Consider the following 24,080-nt stretch of genomic DNA (forward strand, 5'->3'; position numbering starts at 1 on the left):
CACAAACCTAGGTAAATGTCAAAAAAGTGCTCTTCAGAGCCTTGGAGAAGTCCGTCATGAGGCGTGACCAGTGGCTTGGCGGAGTCACACCTGAACAGGATTGTGCTTACCGCCAAGCGCAGAATAGCAGGTGTTATAATAATATCCAACAACGGCGCATAGCGGAGGATTTCATGAATATTGCCGGCCTGTTACAAGGATTTGCTTCATTGGTATGGATTATCCTGGTTGGGCTTATTGTTTTGGCGATTGTTCGTGCTGCCCAGAACCGGCCCATGCGCAAAGCAGGCACAACCATTCTGATCACGGCTACATTGGCAGTTCTCTCCAGTCTGATTGCGGCGGGATTGGTCTTTATTGAACCCCAGGAACGGGGGGTTGTCATTTCGGCTCTTGCGCCTAAGGGCTATCGGGAGCAGGCTTTGGAGCCGGGTTTGCGCTGGGTGATTCCTTTTGCAGAATATGTTGTTCGGTATCCTATTGCCAACCAGACTTACACCATGTCCAAGGTGACGAGCGAAGGCCAAGTAAGCGGAGATGACTCGATCGCTGCGCGTACGGCCGATGGACAAGAGATTTTCGTGGATGCCTCAGTCATTTTTGCCGTGGACCCCTCAAAAGTGGTTCAAGTGCATATCAAATGGCAGGACCGTTACGCCAGGGACTTGGTGCGACCCTTGGCCCGGGGAGTTGTACGCGATGCGATTTCCCAATACGGGGTGGAAGAGGTGGTCAGCGGCAAGCGTTTTGAACTCGTGGATCGGATTCGTGCCACCCTGGCACAAAAGTTAGAAGAAAATGGTTTGGTGTTGGTGGATTTTGTATTACGTAATGTGACATTCTCTCCTGAGTACGCAGCCTCGGTAGAGCAAAAGCAAATTGCCGAACAACAAGCGCAACAGGCGCGATTCATCGTAGAGCAAAAGAAACAAGAGGCTGAACAAGCCCGCCAAGTGGCCCAAGGTAAGGCGGATGCTGCGGTGATCGAAGCCAAGGGGCAGGCCGAGGCACGCATCATTCAGGCTCGGGCAGAAGCTGAGGCCTTGAAAGTCATTGCCGAAGCCCTGCGCGAAGACCCTGAACTGCTTAATTATCTCTATGTCACCAAGCTTTCGCCCAACATTCAAGCCCTGCTGTTGCCCAGCAATGCTCCTTTCATTCTGCCGTTACCTACTCCACAACCTCAGGCAACCCCCATACCGTAAGGTAGAACCATGGTAAATCCGCCCTCAGGACGCCAGATACGTTTGACCAGTCTAGCCACTTGTGCGGGTTGAGCGTCTAAATTAAGCGCAGAGGCGCTGGCGCACGTGTTGCGCCCTCTTAAGAATATCTTTCAACCCCAGGATTACCCTAATCTGGTGGTTGGGCTGGAATCGCCTGACGATGCGGCTGTCTGGCGGGTAGATGAAACACGCGCTCTTGTGGTAACCACGGATTTCTTCACTCCCATTGTGGATGATCCGTACGCCTATGGAGCAATTGCAGCGGCCAATAGCCTTTCCGATGTCTATGCTATGGGGGGGGTGCCATTTCTGGCCTTGAACATCGCTGCTTTGCCCCCTAATCTGCCATATGATATGATGAGTGAGATTTTGCGCGGCGGGGCGGAAAAATCCCGCGAAGCGGGCGTGGTCATTGCCGGGGGGCATACGATCCAGGACAAAGAACCCAAATACGGTTTGGTGGTGTTGGGGTGGGTTGATCTGCGACGAATGTTTACTAAAGGTGGGGCCTGCCCTGGTGATGCGTTGGTTTTGAGTAAACCCCTTGGATTTGGTGTGACCACCACGGCACTGAAGCGCGATTTGGCTCGTTCTGAAGATGTGGAAGAGGCCATCTCCTGGATGATGCGCTTGAATCGCTTGGCTGCAGAGATCGGTAGTGAGGTTGGTGTGCGTTGTGCTACCGACGTAACGGGCTTCAGCCTACTGGGGCATGGGCTGGAAATGGCCACAAGTAGTGGTGTGGGGCTACGTTTGGTTTTTGAACGCATTCCTTTCCTGAAAGGGGCCCGCGCTTATGCCGAACAGTGGACGTTCCCGGGGGGGGCCTCCGATAACCGCCTGTTCTTTGGAGGGCGGGTCCGTTTTGCGCCTGAGATTGACGAAGCGAATCAGATGTTGCTGTTTGATCCCCAGACGAGCGGCGGCTTACTCATGGCCGTACCGACAGACCGTCTCGATACTCTGCTCACCTTGGCAAAGGACCGGGAGCAGCCTTTGTGGGTGATTGGTGAGGTGATTGAGGGAAGCGGAATTGAGGTGGTATAGCAGCCCCCAAGAACTATGACGGTTTTTCAATCGCTAGCCTCATTCATGCCTTACCCATCGCGGCGCTCGGTCGTGATGGGGACACGGGGGATGGCTGCGGCTTCGCAGCCATTAGCGGTTGCAGCGGGATTGCGGATAATGGATCAAGGGGGAAATGCAGCAGATGCTGCTGTTGCGATGGCTGCTGTGTTGGCAGTCACTGAACCCACCTCCACTGGGTTGGGAGGCGACTGCTTTGCATTATATTACGAGGCGGGTACACGCAATGTTTATGCGTTGAATGGTTCCGGACGAGCTCCCCGGAACTTGACTCTGGAGCAAATAAAGAGAGAGGGTTTTGAGAGCGGGTTACCCCCTTTTCACCCTTATACCATCACGGTGCCAGGTGCATGTGCAGGCTGGTGTGATCTGCATGCTCGGTTTGGGCAGTTGGATCTTGTCAAAGTGCTGATTCCTGCTATTGACTTGGCGGAAGAGGGATTCCCTGTAGCGCCGTTAACGGCTTATTTCTGGCAGCGAGGGGCAGAGGACCAGTTACGTCATGCTCTTAACGGGCATGAATTATTGATTGAAGGACGGGCGCCACGGGCAGGGGAGCGTTTTCGTAACCCTAATCTCTCCCGCGTTCTACAGCAAATTGCGGTTGGGGGAAAGCGGGCCTTCTATGAAGGCTCCATTGCGGAAGCCATCGTCAGCACGGTGAGAGAAGCTGGGGGCTGTCTCTCGCTTGATGACTTGGCTGAGCACCAAAGCACCTGGGATGAGCCCTTGGCAGTTACTTACCGTCACCTGCGGGTTTGGGAGTGTCCGCCGAACGGTCAGGGCCTTACAGCTCTGTTGGCATTGAATATCTTGAGCGGGTTTGATCTCGCTTCACTGGAGGCGCTTTCGCCTGATCGCCTTCATTTGGAAATTGAGGCCCTCCGTCTGGCTTTTGCGGATGCCTTTCGTTATGTCGCAGATCCGTCTTTTGCTTGCATTCCCGTAGAAGCCCTCCTGAGTGAGGCTTATGCAGCCAAACGGCGAGCCCAGATCCACCCGCAACGGGCTTTGCCTGCGGTGACTTATGGTAACCCTCATCAGGGGTCCGATACGGTATACTTTTGCGTGGTGGATGGTCAGGGGAATGCTTGTTCGTTCGTCAACAGCAATTATATGGGGTTTGGTACTGGCATCGTCCCGCGTGGGTGCGGTTTTAGCCTGCAGAATCGTGGCCACAATTTTAGCCTCGACCCGACTCATCCGAATGCATGGCAGCCGGGAAAGCGACCCTATCACACCATCATTCCTGCCTTGGCAACCTATGCTGATGATGGCGCTTTGTATGCGGCCCTAGGGGTGATGGGTGGGTTTATGCAGCCCCAGGGGCACGTCCAGGTAATGACGGCACTTGCTGATGATGCTTTGGATCCGCAGACAGCCTTGGATCGGCCTCGCTTTTGTCTGCATGCTCAACGGGCCAATGGGCTGGTGGCGTTGGAGGAGGGTATTCCTGAGGCGACCCTGAGGGCCCTGCAAGCCATGGGACATCCGGTGGAGCGCGTGACCGGGATGGTGCGCGCCCTCTTTGGACGCGGGCAGATCATCTTGCGGGAACGGGAGACCGGTGTGTTATGGGGTGGGAGTGACCTGCGTGCCGATGGATGTGCCTTTCCTCTAGTGTAGATTCACTATTCTCACACGCCCGGGGGAGCAGTACAATTATTTTCATGATGGCGGAAATCAATGAGCGTTTACAGAGCGTTCTAGAAACAATACCGACCAAACCAGGCTGTTATTTGATGAAGAACGCTGCCGGTGAGGTAATTTACGTCGGCAAAGCGATCAATCTGCGCAACCGGGTGCGTTCTTATTTCCACAGCCCTGTCGCCCATCCACCCAAGGTACGGCGCATGGTGCAGCAAATCGCAGATATTGAGTGGATTGTGGTGGGGTCGGAACTGGAAGCGCTCATCCTGGAGATGAATCTAATCAAGAAATACCGCCCGCGCTACAATGTGCGTCTCAAGGATGATAAGCGTTATCCCTACATTAAAGTTCATTGGGCGGATGATTTTCCTAAAGTGACCGTTACCCGGCAAATGGTGAACGACGGTTCACGCTACTTCGGGCCATATACGAGCGTGTGGGCGGTACATCAAACCCTGGATGTGCTGCGTCGTCTCTTCCCCTACCTCACTTGCGACCGCACTATCACTGGCAAGGACGAGCGCGCTTGTCTCTACTATGACATCAAATTATGCGCAGCCCCCTGCATTGGAGCGATTGATCGTCAGCGTTATCGCCAGATGATTGATGATCTGTGTCAGTTTCTGGAGGGTCGCACCGAACCAATAGTTACCCGCTTGCGCCAGGAAATGGAGGATGCCGCTGAGGGGCTTAATTTTGAGCGCGCGGCAGCGCTACGGGACCAAATTTTTGCCATTGAGCGGGTAGTAGAAAAGCAAAAAGTCATCACAACCGAGCAACTTGATTCGGATGTAATTGCCATGGCCCGAGATGACGGTGAAGCCTGTGTGCAAGTCTTCTTTATTCGTAATGGAAAACTAATCGGACGAGAATATTTCATTCTGGAGGGAGCACAGGATAGCGAGGACGCCGAGGTGCTGGCAGAATTTATCAAGCAATTTTATGCGGAAGCGGCAAGTGTGCCGGCACAGGTGTTGCTTCCGCACGAGATTGAAGAAGCGGCTATTATTCAGCAGTGGTTGCGGGATCGCCGTGGAGGGCCTAAGGTGGAGTTGCTGGTTCCTCGTCAGGGCCTCTCGCAAGAGTTGGTAGAAATGGCAACTGAAAATGCGGTTGAAACGTTGCGTGCACTCCGAGCCCAGTGGGAGGCGGACAAACATCGTCAGAGCCAGGCGCTGAGCGAGTTGCAACAAGCCTTGGGGTTATCTCAACCCCCAAATCGGATTGAATGCTACGATATTTCTAATACGCAAGGAACCTATGCGGTTGGGAGCATGGTGGTTTTTGAGCAGGGGGTACCCAAGAAGGCTTACTATCGGCGCTTTAACATCCAGACGGTAAGTGGTCCGGATGACTTTGCCAGTATGGAGGAAGTACTCATCCGCCGCTTTCGCCGTTATGTGGCGGCGCAGGAACATGCGGCGCTACCCGGTGGGAAGCCTGATCCGGCGTTTGCGTTGCTGCCGGACCTGCTGATCGTAGATGGCGGTAAAGGTCAGTTGAGTCGGGCAATTACCGTATTGCAGCGTTTTGGTTTGCAGGATAAGATTGCTGTTGTGGGTCTGGCTAAGCAACAAGAGGAGCTGTTTTTGCCGGGGCGCAAGGAGTCTCTGGTGCTCCCGCGACACTCGCAGGGGTTATATCTACTACAGCGCATTCGCGATGAGGCGCACCGTTTTGCCATCACAGCGCATCGCAATCGGCGCACGAAAGCGGGATTGGTCTCCCAACTGGATTCCATTCCTGGGATTGGGCCTGCCCGACGCAAGGCCCTGTTGCAGCATTTTGGCAGCCTAGAAAGGATCCGCCAAGCCAGTCTGGAGGAGTTGACCAGCGTCAAAGGTGTTACCCCTGAAATTGCCCAAACCCTGAAAACCTACCTTGGCGAGTAGGGGGAGTTTATTCCCGTTCGGGTGAGGCAAGCCGCTCCTGACGGGTTTTCAGTCCCAGGAGGTCAGGGGAGAGCATCCACGTGCCCAGCCCTAGAGAGACGCCAAACCACAACGTGGCGAGGCGGATCAACAGAGTGGCGGCAGCGGCTTGCGCTTGAGAGAGATGGGCTAAGAGGACCAACATGCCGGCAATGGAGGCCTCTGCTGCACCTAAACCACCGGGAAGGGTGGATACAGCTCCAATTACAGTTGAGAACGCCAGGATGAAGATGGCGAGCCCGGCGGTGTGCGTGTTGGCTGGCATACCCAGCCCCCACAGGATAAGGTAAAATCCCACGCCCTCGCCTAGCCAGGAGAGGCTACCTAGGGAGACGGCCAGGAGAGTTGAGCGAGGGCGAAAGAGGATAAAGGCCCCCTCGTAGAACTGGCGCAGTGGCGGAACAAGACGATCAAGTCGGCGCAAGCGGTCCAGCCAACTAAGAATTCCCAGTACCAGAGAACGCATTTGGGAGATAATGATGCCCCCAAGTAAAAGTAATCCGACTGAGGCAAAAGCGGGCCAGTACTGAGGATACGCCAAAACACCTGAGGTGGAAAGAATAAGCACGGCCAAACCATCGCTGATGCGCTCAGCCAGTATGATAGATACACCTCTGGCAATTGGAAGCCCGCTTTTCTGATTTACCCAGATAGCCTTGAGGACCTCGCCAACTTTTCCAGGGGTGACCGCCAGTGGGAAGCCGGCCACGAAAAGGCGAAAACTTTGCTTCCAGGACAGGGTGGAGACTCCTACCAGACGCAGATAATAATGCCATTTCACAAAGCGCAGGGTGTAGTTGAATAGGGTAAGCAACAGGGCTAGGGGATATACGCGCCAATCAAAGTCTTGTACCACCTGTCCTACTTGACGGATATCTCCAAATAGGGCCAGCCCCAAAAAGACCACACAACCCAGGATCAGCCCTAAGCCTAGGTGTTGACGCAAGTTTTGCGATGGCGAAGAAGCGTAGTCAGCATTTGTAGTCACAGGCTTATTATATCTGGCGGGCAGGCGTTTGGGCGATGGTATAATAATTCTAGCCCATTTGTGCTGAAACTCGTGTATTTATCCCGAAATTGAAAAAGGAGGAGACGCCGTGAAAAAGTATGGCCTTAAGTGGATGTTGTTTGTGGTGATCTTAGGATTATTGTTGGCTGCCTGTCAGCCCGCCACGCCTGCCACTCCATCGGCAGGGGAAAAGGCTGGCTATCCGGCGCCTACGAGCGAGGGGACAGCCCCGCAGGCGACCGCATATCCTGCGGCGACTCAAATGACAGTCCGTGTAGCTACTGATGCCACTTTCCCGCCGTTTGAACTGGTGGATGAAGCCACCAAGGAACTCACCGGTTTTGACGTGGAATTGATGAACGCCATTGCTCAGAAGGCGGGGTTTAAGATCGAGTGGACCAATCTTCCGTTTGATCCAATGCTAGCCGGACTTTCTGAGTGTCAGTATGATGCAGCCATTGCCGCGATCACGATCACCGATGAGCGCAAGCAATCCATGCTTTTCTCTGAACCTTATATTAACGCGGGCCAGATTGTGGTGGTGCGTAAAGGTGAAACGCGCATCAAGAGTAAAGATGATTTAGGGGGGATGACCGTAGGAGCACAGCTGGGAACGACGGGTGCCATTGAGGCTCAGAAAATCCCCGGTGTGACCTTCAAGCCCTATGATACGTATGATCTGGCCTTTCTTGATTTGGCAAATGGCCAGATTGATGCAGTCATCGCAGACTATCCCACCGCTTTAGGTTTCATCGGAAAGAATCCGGAGAAACTGACCACGGTTGGGGAAGTCTTTACCGAAGAATCCTACGGCATCGCCATCTGCAAGAATCGGTCCGACTTGGTTGACAAGATTAACACAGCATTGAAAGCGCTCAAGGAGGAGGGATTTATCCAGCAACTTGAGCAGAAGTGGTTGGCCTCGCAATAATTCTTCCAACTCGCTTTACAGGGCCGATGCGCAAAAGCATCGGCCCTCTTTGTCCATTTTCTTCCATGTGAGGATTACGCATGAATCTGCCTGCGCGTGACTCTGCTCAATTGCCATCTCCAAAAAGGTTTCGTGATCCCTGGTGGCTGTTGGTTCTGACCATTGTATTGATCGTAGTGGCGCTGGTTGTCCTGCAACCGGACCCCTTTCGGCGTATTCTTCTATTTGTTCGTGATGGCATTCAGGTAACTATCTACGTCACGTTGGTTTCTTTTGCGTTAGTCCTTTTTCTAGGGCTGATCGTAGGGCTGATTCGGCTTTCAAAACTTACGCTATTGCGGGGCATTGCGACCATTTACGTGGAGGTCATTCGGGGTATCCCGGTGTTAGTTCAGTTGATTTTCTGGTATTTTGCCTTTCCCTCGCTGGTGCAAGATATTGGCCGTTCGGTGGGGTGGCAACCCCTAATAAACTATCGGCCTAATCCGGTGGCTATGGCCATTTTGGGACTAACCATTTGTTATGCTGCCTACATGAGCGAGGTCTACCGTGCGGGTATCCAGAGTATTCCACGGGGGCAGATGGAAGCCGCGCGTAGCCTAGGGATGACCTACTTTCAAGCTATGCGATACGTGATCCTGCCTCAGGCAGTGCGGGTCATCTTGCCGCCGGTGGGTAACGAGTTTATCACATTGCTGAAGGACTCCTCGCTCACCAGTGTTGTGGCAGTGCCCGAATTGACTCGGCGAGGACGCGAGTTCATGGCTGCTAGTTTCATTCCCCTGCAGACCTGGTTGATGGTAAGTCTGCTATACTTGGTGATGACGCTGCTGGCAACGCGAGTGGTGGCTTGGATAGAATATCGGACACGGTTGGAGAAATAGTGTATGGAGCGAGAACCCATTATCCATATTGAGAATGTACATAAATGGTTTGGGCATGTTCATGCCTTGCGGGGGGTTAACCTGGATGTTTATAAAGGGGAAGTGGTAGTGATTATTGGGCCTTCGGGGTCTGGAAAATCAACCTTGCTGCGGTGTATCAACCGACTGGAAGAGTTTGATGAAGGTAGGATTATTGTGGATGGTATTCCTCTGGACAGTGCTGAAAACATTAATGCGGTGCGCACCGAAGTGGGCATGGTTTTCCAGCAGTTTAATCTTTTCCCACACCTGACGGTGTTGGAGAATATCTGCCTAGCGCAGCGCATCGTGCGTAAGCGCAAAAAAGAAGAAGCCGAGGCGATTGCCATGGAACTCCTGCGCAAAGTGGGTATTCCCGAGAAAGCCCACAATTACCCGGCCCAACTGTCGGGTGGGCAACAGCAGCGGGTAGCCATTGCGCGTGCACTGGCCATGAATCCCAAAATCATGCTCTTTGATGAGCCTACCAGTGCCTTGGACCCGGAAATGATCCAGGAGGTGTTGGACGTCATGCTCAACCTGGCGCGTGAGGGAATGACCATGGTGGTGGTTTCCCACGAAATCGGTTTTGCACGGGCAGCTGCCCATCGCGCAATCCTGATGGATGAGGGCCAGATTGTTGAAGAGGCCCCTCCCGATATTCTGTTCAACAATCCACGGCATGAACGCACCCGTGCTTTTCTCAGCAAGGTTCTCCACTAAGGCATTTTGCTGGCTGGCGAGATACGTTGGAATGGAGTACACGATTGGATGAAACCGGTGGTGCAGCGTTTTAGAGTTTTGCTCATCCTGGTTTTAGGTTTGAGCCTGGGTGTTCTGGAAAGGGGGGATCTGGATGGCTATACTATTGTCCAAGCCCAGACGACTCAGTTCAGCAGTATGTTCTTGCTCAATCCTGTGGCTTGCCCGGAAACCGGTTGTGCGGCAGGCCAGCGGCTGAACGTGCGCGCTAATTACCTGTTGGGAATCTATGATCCGGCTCAATCGCCCAACGTTCAGGTGTGTGTTTATACCCCGCAAGCATGGTCAGTCCCTGAGGTGATCTTTTCACCAAGTGGGTTGATCAGCGATCTCTCCTACACAGTGGGTGACCTTTCTGGATGTGAAGCAGCTCCCCTAGGGTATGAGTTAAGAAATGGAGCCAGCGTAACTTTGTCGGCAGGTCAGTTTGGTGATGGCCTGGATTTTGCCTTTCGTATAGGCTCTGCGGCCACCTCCTCGGGCACATTGCGCTTGCGCGTGCTAGAGCGGGGAAGCAGTGGCTGGGTGCGAACCCAGGAATTGTTTCTCTTTCTGCGGATAGTACCCAAAGCCTCCCCAGCGTATGTGGCGAACGATGCCACGGCTTGCGGGCAATTTAGCCCCTGCTACGTTAACAGCGGCGATGACCAGGTGGGGGGGATTGGCACCAGCCTGAAGGACGCCGTTGATGCTGTGGATGCTGGCGGTCAGATCCTTCTCCTGGGTGACTATGGCATCAAAAGCCAGACGGTGATCATTGATAAGCCTCTGACGCTTCGCGGGTTGAACAATGCCTCGCTGACTTACGTAGGGCCCAATTGTTCTCGGCCAATGCTCCAGATTGGGGGTGGAGTCACCCTCCGCAACCTGACTCTCAAGGATGGTTCTTGCGTTTCTCCCAATCGGGATTTGGTCATCGTGAATCCAACGGGAGGGGAGGTGAGAATAGAGTATGTGACCCTTTTGGACGGGAAGGATGCTCTTCGGATCCTGGATGGTGCGGGGCAGGTCACAATCCGCTTTAGCCACATTCGGGGCAACAGCGGCTATGCCATTTTCCGTGAAGCCGGGGCATCCTCAGGGCGTATTGTGGCGGTAGGGAATAACCTGTATGATAACCGTGCAGGAGCCCAAGTGGAGTGTAATGACCATGGAGTGGTGAATCATAACTTTTTCGGGTGGAGCTCCACGCTTGCTTCAGCGGTTTCCCAGTGTGAGGTTGACCCGATTAAAGTTCTGGGTGCCCCGGTGCTGCGGCGTGCTGATCAACCCGGTGTGAGTGCCACGCAGGTCGCTGTAACAGAGAACAAGGGCTATGCCTTTGGCAATCGCATCGCTTTTCAGCATGGAAGCGGAGAAGCCGATTTCGACCTTTACATCGTGGAGCATGGGGCCGGAAGCACACTTAACGTTCCGTTTACGGGGGGATCGGGGGAGGATCTCATCCCTTGTAGCAGTTACTGGGATGTTTTCCTGGCCGAGGATGCTGCTCCCAATGGAACCCTCAGTCTTTTCTTCCGCTATGATCTTACGCCGGGGTGTGTAACGGAGATTGAGTCAGCATTTTATTGTGGAAGCGGGAACCAGGTTCTATACCCTTTGTGGTGGTATCATCCGGCAGCAAATATCACCCAAGGTTGGGATACAACGGGACAACGCCCGGCAGGCCTAGCAGCAGGTGGGAGCAATGGACAGACCACCACCTGCCTAACTAACGAGAAAGAAATCCGAGTTGACATAGATAATGATGGTCGGCCGAGCCTGAGCCGAGATCTTAAATATTTACCTTTTGTGGTGGGGTTACCAGCGCGACCGGTAACACCGACCCCTTCAATTACATGGACGTTTACCCCAAGTCCCACTCTGACACCTAGTGTGACATTTACTCGCACAGTCACGCGTACCATCACACCGATTCTCACCTGGACGCGCTCACCCACCCGACCGCTCCTACCCACACGCACGCGTACCCCGACCCCAACACGCACATTGTTTGCAACACGTACCCCTTCACGGACGCCTTTCGGAGGAGTGACATTCACGCCAAGCCTCGCATTTACCCCCACCCCAGCCCCCTTGCCCTTACCCAATCAAACGTCAACCGTAGTAGGGTATCCACGGCCTTCGTTGGATCAAACATTGACACCGGCAGGTTATCCAGTGCCTTCACCGGATGCAACGGCTAGCAGTAGTCCCCCTGCTCAGGGTGAAGGGTACCCAGGCAAGGAAGCCTTGACCCCATCTCTCGGTGTATCTGTTGGCTCCCCTACGTCAGCTCCTCTTAAGACCTCAAAGGTTACCTCAGTTCCCTTGCCTCCCGTTCCCTCAGACAACGGCCCATTGTGGGCGGCGTGGATAGGCGGGCTGATTGTTGTTGGGGGGGCGATGTGGGGGTACTGGCGCTACCGCCAGTATCTGAGGGCAACAAGCGTTTCCTCGCCCGCGCCAGCCTCGCCGATGGGAAGAGAGGCTCAACCCTCAGAAGAAGATAATTCTTCCCCTCACTCTACTTGAGGTCTTAATCAGGTAACATCAGTAATAGCATGCGCAGATCTGTGCGTGCTATGAGGGCATGGGGTGTATGGGCCTCCATAAAAACCCAGGCCCCATCGTGGAGTGTGTAATCATCTCCGCTCACCCTTAGATCGCATTCGCCTTCCAGAATGTGAATAACTGCGGGCATAGGAGTGGCGTGTTCAGAAAGCTCTTGTCCAGCGGCAAAGGCAAAGAGGGTAACTTTGAGGCGTGGGTGCTGAAGCAATGTGCGGCTGAGGATGCTATCTGCTGGGAGGGTAGGAGTAAGGGAAACCAAATCCTCAAACAGAGTATAAGTTTTGTTCATGGGGGATAACCTCAAAGCAGGATGGAAAAACTATACACCGGAGTTGTGCGCTTAGTATTGCACTGGCGCAAATTTCCCTCTTTGCGTTATCGCAAACTTATCCGTGTGGCATATCATATAATAAATAAAAAATATTCAGATTACCCAGAAAGGTGGTTGTTTATGGTCACCAAGGACTTGACGTGGCAGGTAGCGACCTCGGTTGCCCCTGAAGGCCAAGCGCAAATTTGGGAATTGCGCGGGTTAGATCCGTCCCCTGAAGAAACTTGGGATCACTTGAGAGCCTTTCTTCACCTTGATGAAGACGACCTGCAAGCCATGTTGGGAACCATCGAGCCGCTGTTTCAACGCGGTTATGACCTGATTGTTGAAAATTATGCCTATCTAGAAGCATTCCCTGAGACGGCAGCTTTGCTTGGGTGGAGCGGTGGGGCGGATCCTCAACATTTGGCAGAACGTCGCCGTTTCTTTGCCGTATGGTTAGCGCGCACTCTGGGACTGGATTTTAGCCACGATTTTGCTCGTTATCTGTTCCGTGCAGGTCAGGTACATGCTGGCCATGGGCGGCGTCGCCTCCACATTCCCAGTCTGTATGTTGTCGGAAGCATTGCCCTGATGACGGCGGCTTTTGCTCGAATCCTGGAGCAAGCCGAGGTGAGGACAGATGTCCAGTTGCGGGCTCTGGCGGGCTGGAACAAGGTGTTTATCTTACACCTCCAGATGATGCTCCAGGGCTATCGGAGTGCACTGGCCTTGACGGAAGGGGAGGAAAAGGTCAAAGTTACTGTTTACGGCCGGTTGCGTTCATTGATTGGGTGCGACACGCTAGAAATTGGTTTTTACTCGGGTCAGAGTGTTCTTGAAGTACTGCGCAAGTTTTTCAACTATTATCCACATGCCCGCTCCGAAACCCTGGAAATTGTGTGGGAGAGTCAACATCATGACGACGCACGTGGCAATCCTTGGATGGAGGTGGAACGGATCTACCGGCCGCGCGCGGGTTGGCGGGTACTTCGTAACGGACGTGACATTGCCTTTATGACCGAAGATCAATGGCGTCTGGAAGGTGCTGATCAAGTGGCCATCTTCCCACCGGGGCGATAGGGGCAGCTGTTGTTTGATAAATCAGGATGCCAAAGCGAGCGAAGGTCATTGAATCCTCTGGATGACTGGTTATAATAAATACTAGATATGGAGGATTACGATGACCGTGATTTCGGAGGTACGTCCTTCGCCTATTGCGGGTCTATGGTACAGCGGTGATCCCGCCGAACTGGCTGCACAGGTGGATCGTTACCTGGCAGAGGCTAAATTGCCTCCTTTAGTGGGGGAGGTTGTGGGGGTGATCGCTCCTCATGCTGGTCATCGCTATTCGGGGCGCACGGCGGGTTACGCTTTCAAAAGTGTATTCGATCAGAAACGTGACTTGGTCGTTGTGGTTTCTCCTTATCATCGCTTTCATCCGGCACCAGTGTTGACTACGGCTCATCGCATGTATGAGACCCCCTTAGGGATCATTGAGGTTGATCACAACCTACTCACCGAACTGAACAAGACCCTACAGGAAAGGCTTCAAGTAGGGATAACACCAGTTGCCAACGACGATGAGCATTCGCTGGAGATTGAACTTCCGTTCCTTCAACGCGCTCTAAGGGGACCATTCAGACTGCTTCCGCTCATGCTTCGCAGTAAACATGAAGCGTTGCTGCGTGTTCTGGGTCAGGCGTTGGCAGAGATTGTGCGTGATCACAATTATCTACTCGTAGCGAGCACGGATCTATCCCATTTCTATCCCGAAAAAGTGGCGCGTCGTCTAGATGGTGAGATGCTGCGCCAAATTGCCCGATTTTCTCCGGAGGGGGTGCTTCAGGCCGAAGAAAATGGAACCGGCTTTGCGTGTGGTGTGGCAGCCGTGGTAACGGTGATGATTGCTGCCAAAGCCTTGGGGGCTAGTCACGTTGAAATTCTGGATTACACCACTTCAGCGGACACCACAGGGGATACCACCTCTGTGGTGGGCTATGGTGCGGCTGCAATTTTGCGCCGCTAATCACAGTGCTGGGTGCCTTGGCTTCCTCATCGCTTCCCGAAACTCTTACTTGCGTTCAAATTGCTGTTGATCTGCCTGGCATAGGAGGGGTGTTTGATTATCGAGTTCCCTCTCATCTGTTGGGGCGGGTGCATGCAGGCAGTTTGGTGATTGTGCCTTTTGGAGAGCGTCGAGTTTATGGCATTGTAATAGCAGAGTCCCCTTCTTTTCAGGGACGGGCTACACGGGAGATTGAAGGGGTTTTAGATGAGCGCCCTGTGGTCACAGCGGCGCAGATTGAACTGGCCCGCATCCTTAGCGCTGAAACGCTCTCACCATTGAATAGTGTGCTGTTTGCCATGTTGCCTCCGGGGTTATCACAACAGGCTGATGTTCGCTACATCTGGGTTGGTCCCGCGGAAGTAAACGAGGCGAAAGCTACCGAAAAGGCCCTTGTGCACCTGTTGATGCGGCGGGGGCCGTTGCGGGGGCGGCAAATTGATGCGGCTTTACCGTACCGAGATTGGCGGACGGTGGCACGGCGCCTGGTGCGGCAGGGTTTTCTGCGTGCAGAGCCGGTTTTGCCGCCTCCTTCTGTTCGCCCCAAAATAGTGCGCACCGCCCAATTGGCCTGCTCGCCAGAAGAAGCTGAAGCTGCATTACCCCACCTTGGGCGGCAGGGCTCAGCAGCGCTGGCACGACGCCAGGCGATATTGCGTTTTCTCCTCAAGGAGCCCTGGCCGCTAGAGGTGACCTGGCTGTATGCTGTGAGTGGGGGAAACCTGAATGACTTGGAGCGCCTAGCCGAAATGGGGTTGATCCATCTCAGCGAGACGGAGGTCTGGCGTGATCCTTTGGAGAACATTCGCTTGGAAGGTGAATCCATTGGATCTATGAGCCTAACTGAGGATCAGCAACGGGCATGGGAAATTATTTACCAGGCTATGCATCAGCCGGAACGCTCAAATGCTAAGCCCATCCTGTTGTTTGGGGTTACCGGTTCGGGAAAAACTGAAATTTACTTGCAAGCTGTTGCCGAGGCTCTGGCGCAAGGCCGGCAGGTCATTGTTCTGGTGCCCGAGATTGCCCTGACCCCTCAGGTGGTGCGGCGTTTTATGGCCCGCTTTCCGGGGAAAGTGGGTGTGATTCACTCGCGTCTGTCACCTGGTGAGCGTTATGATACCTGGCGTCGTGCCCGTGAAGGGCGTCTTGCGGTCATTATTGGCCCGCGCAGTGCTTTGTTTACCCCTTTTGAGCGCTTGGGGCTCATCATTGTAGATGAATGCCACGAGCCTTCTTACTACCAAGGAGAAACACCGCCTTACTATCACGCGGTTCAAGCGGCTATTGAATACGCCCGCCTTACCCAAAGTGTGCTAGTGCTGGGTTCAGCAACACCAGAAATAGCTTTGTTCTATCGTGCTCAAAAAGAGGGATGGCCGCTTTTGCGGTTGCCCTTGCGTGTGCGGGTGGAGCATTCCCTCAAAGGCCATATGAGCAAGGTGGAGACCGCCCCAATGCCAGAGGTCAAAATTGTGGATATGCGGCAGGAGCTCAAAGCAGGGAATCGCTCCATCTTTAGCCGCATCCTACTGGAAAGCCTTGACCAGATCACGCGGGCGGGTCAACAGGCCATTCTCTTTCTAAATCGCCTGGGTGCGGCAACCTATGTGTTCTGTCGCGAGTGTGGTTACGTGCTCAAGTGTCCGCGGTGCGATATTCCCCTCACCCTCCATCTTGAACCGCAGGGGTTAATCTGCCATCGGTGCAATTACCGCCGTCAGATGCCGGACATCTGCCCGCAGTGTGGAAGCCGCGAATTCCGCCAGTACGGTCTGGGAACAGAGCGGGTAGAGCGAGAGCTTTTAAGGATGTTTCCACATCTCCGTGTGCTGCGCATGGACTCATCTACCAGCCGTACTAGGGGGGCATTAGACCTCATCCTGACCCATTTTAGCCGTCATCAAGCCGACGTCTTGGTGGGTACGCAAATGTTAGCCAAGGGGTTAGACCTTCCCTTGGTCACCCTCGTGGGAGTTATTCTTGCCGACGTGGGGCTTTCAATGCCGGATTTTCGTGCCGCTGAGCGTACGTTTCAATTGCTGACCCAGGTGGCGGGGCGCGCCGGGCGTGGGCCTTTGGGAGGAAGGGTCATTTTGCAGACCTTCCAGCCGGATCATTACGCGATTCGGTTTGCTTCTCAACACGATTATGAGGGATTTTACCAACATGAATTGGCTCTCAGGCGCGAAACGGGGTATCCGCCCTTTGCCCGGCTGGTGCGTTTGGAGTTTCGCCATCGAGAAGCGGAAATAGCGGCTCGAGAAGCCGAAGGGCTGGCCGAGCGTCTCCGTCGCTGGTTAGCACAAAGCGGAAAACCTCGTTGTGAACTAATTGGGCCAGCGCCGTGTTTCTACGCTCGTCTAGAAGGTCTTTACCGTTGGCATATTATCCTGCGGGGCGATGAACCAATGGCTTTTTTGCGGGCGTATCTCTCCGAGTTAAGAGATTGGCGGGTCGAAGTGGACCCGCCAAGCTTGCTCTAGTTGTTCTGGGGCCAGAGTTTACGGCAATACGTACCAGGGGTTGACAAACCCGCCCATGTAGCGAACCTCAAAGTGGAGGTGTGGTCCGGTGGATCGGCCCGTACTACCCGCTAGACCGATGACTTGCCCCTGACGCACACTGGCGCCACATCCAACGCGGATAGCGCTCAGATGCGCATACAGAGTCTGATAGCCGTTTCCGTGATCAATCATGACCATATTACCATACCCACCGCTGATCCAACCGGCATAGACCACCACGCCACTATCTGCCGCGTAAATCGGATCGCCGACGCCGGCAGCAATGTCAATGGCTAGGTGACCATCCCAATAGTCATTGCCGGAAAGCACGTGCTGCGGGGTAGGCCAAATGAAGGTACCGCTGCCATAGGCGCCGCCCTGTCCGGTATCGCATGCTCCCGGACCGAGGATGCTCTTATTGACCCCAGCCGGGCCGCGGGGGATGCTGGGCACAACCCAGGTGCGGAACTCACGTCGCCCACCGGGAACCATGACGTACTGTCCAGGCTCAATAACCGGATTGGTGATATCTAGTTTGTTCCCTGGCCAGAGTAGAATATCCTCCGGTTTAACCCGGAAGGAAGCGGCCACCGATTCGATTGTATCGCCCTCTTTCCACTTATAGTAAACGCCATCGGTGGGAGGAATGATCAGTTTAAGTCCCACCTCAATCATGTGAGGGTCGTCATTCAGTACGTCGTAATTAGCCCATAAGACGCTCTCGGGTTTGAGGTTAAACTTCTTGGCAATCCCGAAGATGGAATCGCCCTTCTGTACCTCGTAGATGAGAGCGCTTTCGCGAGGTTGAGAGACGACAATTGTGTGCGGGTTGGCCACACGGGTGATGTAATCTTGCGCCAACGATGCTTCAAGTGGGGGTAAAACAGCCTCACCACTGTTCGAGGGCAATTCGGGGACGTTGGTGAGTTCCCCGACAAAAGAGGATGCGGTCGCTGCGGTCACGTGCTGGACGATCAGAAATGCTGCTAGCGCTACCATGGCAGCGGCCACCAGCCAGAGTAAGGATGCCAGCCAACGCGATGAAGTTCCCTCCGAAGTCTCCTGAGACCGGGGCGCGCGGGTTGGGGCGACTTGGGTCACAATTCCTCCGTCAGCGTTTCGAGAAACTCCATGTTATTCTTTGTGCGGAGCATGCGTTGTAGAATGGCCTCAGTAGCAACTGCTGGGTCCATGCCTGCACCTTGTGGGGGCGGGCTGATCATTTGCAGATACATGCGCCGCATGAGCCAGACGCGCTGCAAAATGTCCGGGCCAAGCAAAAGTTCTTCACGTCGGGTTGACGAACGCTCAATATCAATGGCCGGGAAGATACGGCGTTCCTGCAGGCGACGTGAAAGGTGCAATTCCATGTTACCAGTACCTTTGAATTCTTCATATACCACGTCATCCAACCGTGAGCCCGTATCCACTAAGGCTGTGGCGATGATGGTCAGGGAGCCCCCCTCCTCAACATTACGTGCTGCACCGAAGAAACGCTTGGGTGGGTAGAGGGCAGAAGGATCCATCCCACCTGAGAGCGTGCGCCCAGAAGGGGTCACAACTAGGTTGTAGGCGCGGGCCAGTCGGGTGAGGGAGTCCAGGAGAATGACGACATCCCGTCCAATCTCCACCAGGCGCTTGGCACGCTCCAGAGTAATCTCAGCCGTCCGCACATGCGAAGTCACCGGCTCGTCGAAGGTGGAAGCTACCACTTCAGCCTCCACGGAGCGATCCATGTCGGTGACTTCTTCAGGACGTTCACCGATCAGCGCGATGATGAGATGGACTTCGGGGTACTTGGTGGAAATGGCATTGGCAATTTGTTTCAGAATGGTGGTTTTACCTGCTTTGGGTGGCGAGACGATTAGACCGCGCTGTCCCCGCCCGATGGGGGCAATCAAGTTGATCAGGCGGGTGGAGAGAATAGTGGGGTCGGTTTCGAGATCAAAGCGTTTGTTAGGGAAGATGGGGGTGAGCCGTTCGAAGACCGGGCGGTCACGAGCCTCCTCCGGTGAGATGCCGTTGATGGATTCGACTCTTACCAAGCCATAATGGCGTTCAGCCTCGCGGGGAGGACGCACAACTCCGATGACCAGATCGCCCATGCGCAGATCATAGCGCCGTAATTGGGCCTGAGAGACATAGACATCGTCCGGGCCAATTTGATAGTTTTTGCGCAGGAAGCCAATGCCCTCCGGCAGGATTTCGAGGATGCCGCCACGCACCTCCAGCCCTTCCCGCTCGGCCTCAACTTGGCGGATGGCCAGGATCAGGTTTTCCTTTTTCATGCGCGAAGCGTTGGGGATATTCATTTCTCTGGCGATCTGGCGCAGATCGGCCAGCGTGGCTTTTTCAAGTTCAAGGAACTTCATATGGGCTTGTCCGTATGAATTGGGATTTTGGAATTGGTTTAGGTGATATCACGCCTGTGGAGGAGCGTTACCGTAAAGCCGCTGATGTCTAAATTTACATTGCCTAGGAAGATATTCTAAGCGGCCCCCTTGGTCGTCACGCTCACTCTGTGGAGTGCCCAAATTATAACACGGGGCACTATTGAATGCAAGCACAACGGCCTCGCCCGTCTGTGAGAGAGAAATGAAACCGGCTTATGCTTTCTCAATATCATTTGCGTATTTTACTCAGCGGTTACCTCAAATGCTTATCCATTAGATACAAGCCCTAAATGGTTCCGATTTAGCAGCGGCTTTAAGTAGCGACTTTACTGGTGTCTCTGGGGTTTGCGTGGCAGACTGTCCATCCAAGCGTGGTATTGAACAGGCGTCTGCTGACGCCCTTGGCCTGTTGGGGTTGGGACAGGCGTGTCCGATCTCAGCACTGTTGACGGTCAAAGGTAAGAGGGCTATTCTTTTTCGTAGGGGATGCCATCGGCTGCTGGCGGACGAGCACGTCCAATAACACCTGCCAGCACAATCATGGTGGCAATGTAGGGAGCCATCAAGAGGAACTGCGAGGGGATGGCAATTCCCAGGATGGCCAGACGCGAAGCCAGGGCATCTGCAAAGCCAAAGAGCAAACCCGCACCGAAGGCGCCAAAAGGATTCCAGTTGCCAAAGATCATAGCGGCCAAGCCAATAAAGCCGCGCCCCGCTGTCATTACTTCGTCAAAACGTCCGGCCGAACCCAAGGTGAAGTAACCCCCCGCAAATCCGGCCACCATTCCCCCTAGCACTACTGCCATGTAACGCGTCTTGAAGACATCAATCCCCAACGTATCAGCGGCTTTGGGGTGTTCGCCCACTGCACGCAGGCGCAATCCCCATCGGGTTTGGAACAAGGCAACATTCAGAACAAACAGCAGGATAAACATGACATAAACAAAAATGCTGTTGTTAAATAGCACTGGTCCCAGGATGGGAATCTCACTTAGTAGGGGAATCGGCGTGCCGCCAAAAGTGGGTGGGTTGTTCAATGCCTGGTTGACCTGGAGAAACTTTGCCGAAATATAGGACGTCAGTCCGGTAGCAAAAATGTTGATAACGGTGCCGGATACGATTTGATTGGTTTTATACTTGATAGAGAGCACGGCGTGGACGAGTGCCAGTAGCGCGCCTGCCAGGATCGCAGCCAGCAACCCCAGCCAGGCGTTCTGCGTGATACTTCCTACCAGGGCACTGACCATTGCGCCCGTGAGCATCATGCCCTCGATGGCAATGTTAACAACACCGGAGCGCTCGCACAAGATGCCGGAGAGGGCGCCCAAGGTGATGGGCACAGAACGGCTAAGGGTGGTATTGAACATTCCCACTAGGTTAAGCGATTTGCCGGCTGCGGCCCAAACCAGGAAACCAAAGATAAAGAAGCCCACCACAAGACCCAGAACCCAATTCGTGTAGCGGCCAAAGCCGCGAGCAAGTTGGATGCCTCCGAGGATTGCGCTGGCAACCGCTAGTCCATACAGGGTGGGAAGCGTATGCACTTGCCAAGGAGGGAGTTGGATGTCTGAAGTGGCTAATGACAAGCCAAAGGTCGTAATTTGTCCTTGGGAAAGCCCGGGGGTAAAAAAGAAGACTAGGATTAACCCAAGGAGGATGAACAATATCCCCATGACCCGCTGGCGGGTTGGGGAGACAACTTCAATTTTGCGGTGAAAGGCACTGGTTGTAGTGGCCATGATTTATCCTCCCCATCCCTTGATGGTAATCAGCCCTTCGCCTTCTGCGGGCTTACGGAGTCGGTAGAGAGAGCGGATGATAGCAGGTGCAGCGATGAAGGCCAGGATAACGGCTTGCAGGACGGAAATAATATCAATCGGGATATCAGCGGAAAGTTGCATACGCGTGGCACCGTTGCGCAAAGTGCCGAATAGTAGGGAGGCCAGCACAACCCCTACAGGATGATTGTTGCCCAACAGAGCCAGGGCAATGCTGTCAAAGCCGTATCCGGATGAGAAAGCCATGGCCAAAAAATGATTAACGCCCAGCACTTCATTGGCGCCAGCCAACCCTGCCAGTGCTCCTGAAAGGGTCATTGCTAGGATGGTGTTGCGAGTGACGTTCATGCCGGCATACTTGGCGCCATAGGGGTTGCTGCCCACTGTACGCAGTTCAAATCCCCAAGTGGTTTTGAAAAGAAACCAGTACACCACATAGGCCATGCCCAATGCTAGAAAGAAGCCTAAATGGAAACGGATGGGATCTTCGAAGAAGCGCGGTAGCCAAGCCGACGGTTGAATCTCAGGACTAACCGGGTTGAACGACCCCGGGCGCTTCATGGGGCCGGTCAGTAACCATTCACTCAGGCGAAAAGCGATGTAGTTCATCATGATCGTGTTAATGACCTCATGACCGCCGGTTTTGGCTTTAAGCCACCCGGGGATGAAGCCCCAAATAGCCCCTCCAAGTGCACCTGCCAATAAAGCCAGCGGCAAATGGACGATCATCGGCAATCCAACTAGCTTGTAACCCACGTAAGTGGCGGTAATAGCCCCCATAAACAATTGGCCTTCGGCACCGATATTGAATACGCCGGCGCGAAAGCCCAAGGCAACAGCCAGGCCGGCAAAGATATATGGGGTAGAGGTAACCAGACTCTCCAGAAATGGGTTAAAGGCGCGGCGGATTTCCAAGGCGTTACCCGATTGGAGTGCGTTGATTATTCGCACCGGGTCCCCTAAGGCGCCGGTGAAAAGCGCAGTGTAAGAACGCGCTACCACGTCCCACATAGCTGTCAAGCCGGCACTAAACGATTGCCCAAAGCCGCTATAGACTTCTTGGCTGGTCACGATGATAAAAATTGCTCCAAAAATCAACCCTGTGAGGACGGCCAGAAGTGGGATTAGGACGCTCTGGGGGATGCCACGTTTACGTTGACCAGGTTGGGGTGGGGGAGCGGCCTCGTGGTTAATTTCTTCGAGCACGAGTTTGCCAAGATCCGGTGACTGGGGTGTTTTTTCAGAACTCAACGGACTCCCTCCCTGCGTGTTCTTATCCAATTTCAACTGGCTTACGCCTGACGCGTTGGCGGGCCTCTTCGGCGGGCACACCTGCCATCAGCAAGCCAATATAGTCCTTGGTTGCTTCGGCAGCGGGCACAATAGCCACGATCTGTCCCCTATACATGACGGCGACCCGATCTGAGAGTTGCAGAATCTCATCCAGTTCGGTAGAGGCCAAAAGCACAGCCACTCCCTGACTGCGTTTCTCTAGAATTTGCTGATGAATGTATTCAATTGACCCCACGTCTAAGCCGCGGGTGGGTTGAGCGGCCACCAGTAAACGAATAGGGCGCGATAGCTCACGAGCCACGATCACCTTTTGCTGATTACCCCCTGAAAGCGTGCTACAAAGGCTCAGTGCACTTGGCGTTCGAATGTCATATTGTTTTACCAGGGCTTCTGCGTGCTGGCGGATCACTTCCCATTCCATGCGCCGGCCCCGGGCGAAAGGTGGCTTGTAGTAAGTGCGCAAAATCAGATTATCCATCACCGGAAAGGCTAGCACTAGTCCATCGCGTTGACGATCTTCAGGAATGTAACCGGTGCCAAGTTCGGTGATGATCCGTGGTGGGGCATTGGTGACATCCTGTCCCAAGAGACGCACCCGTCCTTCGAGGATATGACGGTGACCGGTAATGGCTTCAATCAACTCGGTTTGGCCATTACCCTGCACGCCGGCAATACCCAGAATCTCCCCGCTACGGACATCAAAGGATACATGATCTACGGCCAGTTGACCCAGTTCATCTGCCACCAGCAGGTTTTCCACTTCTAAGACCGGCTCACCAGGCTCGCTAGGGGGACGCTCCAGTTCCAACTGTACGTCTCGTCCCACCATCATAGAGGCCAGACGGTATTGATCGGCCTCCTCAGGGCGAACACTGCCCACCACACGCCCACGGCGAATGACGGTGATCAGGTCAGCAATTTCCAGCACCTCGCGCAACTTGTGCGAGATGAAAATGATGGATTTTCCCTGTTCCACCAGAGAGCGCATGATGCCAAACAGCTCTTCCACCTCTTGGGGTGTGAGCACGGCTGTGGGCTCGTCGAGGATTAAGATATCAGCTTTACGGTAGAGTAACTTAATAATTTCGACGCGCTGCTGGACACCCACGGGCAAATCCTTGATGTAGGCTTCAGGGTCCACCGCCAGCCCGTATTGTTCCGAAATAGCGCGCACTCGAGCAGCTGCCTGCTCACGATCCAGGAATCCATCAAAGCGGGTGGATTCCTCCCCCAACATGACATTTTCGGTAACCGTAAAGACCGGGATTAGCATGAAGTGCTGATGAACCATGCCGATCCCCTGGGCAATCGCATCTGCGGGAGAATGAATAATTACCTTCTTCCCGTTAATGAAAATCTCGCCCTCATCGGGTTGGTACAGCCCGTAGAGAATATTCATCAACGTGGTCTTGCCTGCGCCGTTTTCCCCCAGCAGAGCATGAATTTGACCTTTTTCAAGGGTCAAATTAATATGATCGTTAGCTAAGACACCGGGGAAACGCTTGGTAATCCCACGTAGCTCGAGAATAGGGGTCATTGGAACTCCAAGCCAGAAAAGTTGTTACAATTTTACCATAATGTCTGAGAAATGGTCTGGTTTATAGGCTATGGGGTTGTATTAAAATAATAAACAACCTCAGGCTCAAATGCTCGTGGGAGAAAAAAAGGGGCTGAGAGCTCA

The 24,080-nt window shown here is 54.0% G+C and carries 18 protein-coding genes; 11 read left to right on the forward strand and 7 right to left on the reverse strand.

All coding sequences use genetic code 11. From position 1 onward, the window contains the following. The first annotated feature begins 173 nt into the window (after positions 1-173). The 4 genes from Q0721_RS06835 to uvrC are packed head-to-tail and all read left to right on the forward strand — an operon-like array spanning position 174 to position 5,854. Positions 174-1,205 (forward strand): prohibitin family protein, encoded by a 1,032-nt coding sequence (locus Q0721_RS06835; RefSeq protein WP_299027326.1) that lies wholly within the window; start codon positions 174-176, stop codon positions 1,203-1,205. 9 nt (positions 1,206-1,214) lie between these two features. Then, positions 1,215-2,273: a selenide, water dikinase SelD gene (gene selD, locus Q0721_RS06840; RefSeq protein ID WP_299027329.1), complete on the forward strand. Its 1,059-nt coding sequence runs from the start codon at positions 1,215-1,217 to the stop codon at positions 2,271-2,273. A 15-nt stretch (positions 2,274-2,288) separates the two neighbouring features. Then, positions 2,289-3,938, forward strand: coding sequence for a gamma-glutamyltransferase family protein (locus tag Q0721_RS06845; protein WP_299027332.1), 1,650 nt, complete (start codon positions 2,289-2,291; stop codon positions 3,936-3,938). A 44-nt stretch (positions 3,939-3,982) separates the two neighbouring features. After that, positions 3,983-5,854: an excinuclease ABC subunit UvrC gene (gene uvrC, locus Q0721_RS06850; RefSeq protein ID WP_299027335.1), complete on the forward strand. Its 1,872-nt coding sequence runs from the start codon at positions 3,983-3,985 to the stop codon at positions 5,852-5,854. Between the two features lie 7 nt (positions 5,855-5,861). Here uvrC and Q0721_RS06855 read toward each other — a convergent pair whose 3' ends face one another. Continuing rightward, the gene (locus Q0721_RS06855; protein ID WP_299027338.1) at positions 5,862-6,881 is read right to left on the reverse strand and encodes a lysylphosphatidylglycerol synthase transmembrane domain-containing protein; all 1,020 of its coding nucleotides are present in this window, start codon (positions 6,879-6,881) and stop codon (positions 5,862-5,864) included. A 109-nt stretch (positions 6,882-6,990) separates the two neighbouring features. On the opposite strand from Q0721_RS06855, the gene Q0721_RS06860 reads away from it, so the two are divergent. The 4 genes from Q0721_RS06860 (at position 6,991) to Q0721_RS06875 (ending at position 12,011) form a co-directional block, all read left to right on the forward strand. Then, a complete protein-coding gene (locus Q0721_RS06860) occupies positions 6,991-7,833 on the forward strand; it encodes a basic amino acid ABC transporter substrate-binding protein (protein ID WP_299027341.1) in 843 nt (280 codons plus the stop codon). An 80-nt stretch (positions 7,834-7,913) separates the two neighbouring features. Next, the gene (locus Q0721_RS06865) at positions 7,914-8,717 is read left to right on the forward strand and encodes an amino acid ABC transporter permease (RefSeq protein ID WP_299027343.1); all 804 of its coding nucleotides are present in this window, start codon (positions 7,914-7,916) and stop codon (positions 8,715-8,717) included. A gap of 3 nt (positions 8,718-8,720) precedes the next feature. Beyond that, positions 8,721-9,458: an amino acid ABC transporter ATP-binding protein gene (locus tag Q0721_RS06870; RefSeq protein ID WP_299027346.1), complete on the forward strand. Its 738-nt coding sequence runs from the start codon at positions 8,721-8,723 to the stop codon at positions 9,456-9,458. Positions 9,459-9,506: 48 nt separating this feature from the next. Next, positions 9,507-12,011, forward strand: a complete 2,505-nt coding sequence (locus tag Q0721_RS06875) for a right-handed parallel beta-helix repeat-containing protein (protein ID WP_299027349.1) — start codon at positions 9,507-9,509, stop codon at positions 12,009-12,011. Positions 12,012-12,015: 4 nt separating this feature from the next. On the opposite strand, the gene Q0721_RS06880 is transcribed toward Q0721_RS06875, so the two are convergent. Beyond that, positions 12,016-12,339 carry a cupin domain-containing protein gene (locus Q0721_RS06880; RefSeq protein ID WP_299027352.1) on the reverse strand — a complete coding sequence of 108 codons (324 nt, stop codon included), beginning with the start codon at positions 12,337-12,339 and terminating at the stop codon, positions 12,016-12,018. 162 nt (positions 12,340-12,501) lie between these two features. Between Q0721_RS06880 and Q0721_RS06885 the strand changes: the two genes are divergently transcribed. The 3 genes from Q0721_RS06885 to priA all read left to right on the forward strand — a co-directional run bounded on the left by Q0721_RS06885 (position 12,502) and on the right by priA (position 16,914). Continuing rightward, on the forward strand, positions 12,502-13,443 hold the full coding sequence (locus Q0721_RS06885) for a protoglobin domain-containing protein (protein ID WP_299027355.1): 942 nt from the start codon (positions 12,502-12,504) through the stop codon (positions 13,441-13,443). A 100-nt stretch (positions 13,444-13,543) separates the two neighbouring features. Continuing rightward, positions 13,544-14,389, forward strand: coding sequence for an AmmeMemoRadiSam system protein B (gene amrB, locus Q0721_RS06890; protein WP_299027358.1), 846 nt, complete (start codon positions 13,544-13,546; stop codon positions 14,387-14,389). Between the two features lie 5 nt (positions 14,390-14,394). Then, positions 14,395-16,914: a primosomal protein N' gene (gene priA / locus Q0721_RS06895; RefSeq protein WP_299027361.1), complete on the forward strand. Its 2,520-nt coding sequence runs from the start codon at positions 14,395-14,397 to the stop codon at positions 16,912-16,914. 18 nt (positions 16,915-16,932) lie between these two features. Here the strand turns inward: priA and Q0721_RS06900 are convergent, their stop codons facing one another. The 5 genes from Q0721_RS06900 to Q0721_RS06920 all read right to left on the reverse strand — a co-directional run bounded on the left by Q0721_RS06900 (position 16,933) and on the right by Q0721_RS06920 (position 23,936). Next, entirely contained in the window at positions 16,933-18,036 is a 1,104-nt protein-coding gene (locus Q0721_RS06900) for a M23 family metallopeptidase (RefSeq protein WP_299027364.1), read from the reverse strand. Continuing rightward, complete coding sequence (gene rho / locus Q0721_RS06905; protein ID WP_299027366.1) at positions 18,033-19,307, reverse strand: transcription termination factor Rho; 1,275 nt, start codon at positions 19,305-19,307, stop codon at positions 18,033-18,035. Before rho ends, Q0721_RS06900 begins: the two co-directional genes overlap by 4 nt. 488 nt (positions 19,308-19,795) lie before the next feature. Further along, the gene (locus Q0721_RS06910) at positions 19,796-21,067 is read right to left on the reverse strand and encodes an ABC transporter permease (protein WP_299027369.1); all 1,272 of its coding nucleotides are present in this window, start codon (positions 21,065-21,067) and stop codon (positions 19,796-19,798) included. A gap of 3 nt (positions 21,068-21,070) precedes the next feature. Continuing rightward, positions 21,071-22,357 (reverse strand): ABC transporter permease, encoded by a 1,287-nt coding sequence (locus Q0721_RS06915; RefSeq protein ID WP_299027372.1) that lies wholly within the window; start codon positions 22,355-22,357, stop codon positions 21,071-21,073. Positions 22,358-22,379: 22 nt separating this feature from the next. After that, the gene (locus Q0721_RS06920; RefSeq protein ID WP_299027374.1) at positions 22,380-23,936 is read right to left on the reverse strand and encodes an ABC transporter ATP-binding protein; all 1,557 of its coding nucleotides are present in this window, start codon (positions 23,934-23,936) and stop codon (positions 22,380-22,382) included. Positions 23,937-24,080: the final 144 nt, after the last annotated feature.

It is taken from the genome of uncultured Thermanaerothrix sp., from assembly GCF_938028735.1.
GTDB lineage: Bacteria > Chloroflexota > Anaerolineae > Anaerolineales > Anaerolineaceae > Thermanaerothrix.

Excerpts from the sequence above, each read along its gene's own strand:
- Q0721_RS06835 (WP_299027326.1), top strand. The coding sequence starts at position 174 with ATGAATATTGCCGGCCTGTTACAAGGATTTGCTTCATTGGTATGGATT.
- Q0721_RS06845 (WP_299027332.1), top strand. The coding sequence starts at position 2,289 with ATGACGGTTTTTCAATCGCTAGCCTCATTCATGCCTTACCCATCGCGG.
- uvrC (WP_299027335.1), top strand. The coding sequence starts at position 3,983 with ATGATGGCGGAAATCAATGAGCGTTTACAGAGCGTTCTAGAAACAATA.
- Q0721_RS06865 (WP_299027343.1), top strand. The coding sequence starts at position 7,914 with ATGAATCTGCCTGCGCGTGACTCTGCTCAATTGCCATCTCCAAAAAGG.
- Q0721_RS06870 (WP_299027346.1), top strand. The coding sequence starts at position 8,721 with ATGGAGCGAGAACCCATTATCCATATTGAGAATGTACATAAATGGTTT.
- Q0721_RS06875 (WP_299027349.1), top strand. The coding sequence starts at position 9,507 with ATGAAACCGGTGGTGCAGCGTTTTAGAGTTTTGCTCATCCTGGTTTTA.
- Q0721_RS06880 (WP_299027352.1), bottom strand. The coding sequence starts at position 12,339 with ATGAACAAAACTTATACTCTGTTTGAGGATTTGGTTTCCCTTACTCCT.
- Q0721_RS06885 (WP_299027355.1), top strand. The coding sequence starts at position 12,502 with ATGGTCACCAAGGACTTGACGTGGCAGGTAGCGACCTCGGTTGCCCCT.
- amrB (WP_299027358.1), top strand. The coding sequence starts at position 13,544 with ATGACCGTGATTTCGGAGGTACGTCCTTCGCCTATTGCGGGTCTATGG.
- rho (WP_299027366.1), bottom strand. The coding sequence starts at position 19,307 with ATGAAGTTCCTTGAACTTGAAAAAGCCACGCTGGCCGATCTGCGCCAG.
- Q0721_RS06910 (WP_299027369.1), bottom strand. The coding sequence starts at position 21,067 with ATGGCCACTACAACCAGTGCCTTTCACCGCAAAATTGAAGTTGTCTCC.
- Q0721_RS06920 (WP_299027374.1), bottom strand. The coding sequence starts at position 23,936 with ATGACCCCTATTCTCGAGCTACGTGGGATTACCAAGCGTTTCCCCGGT.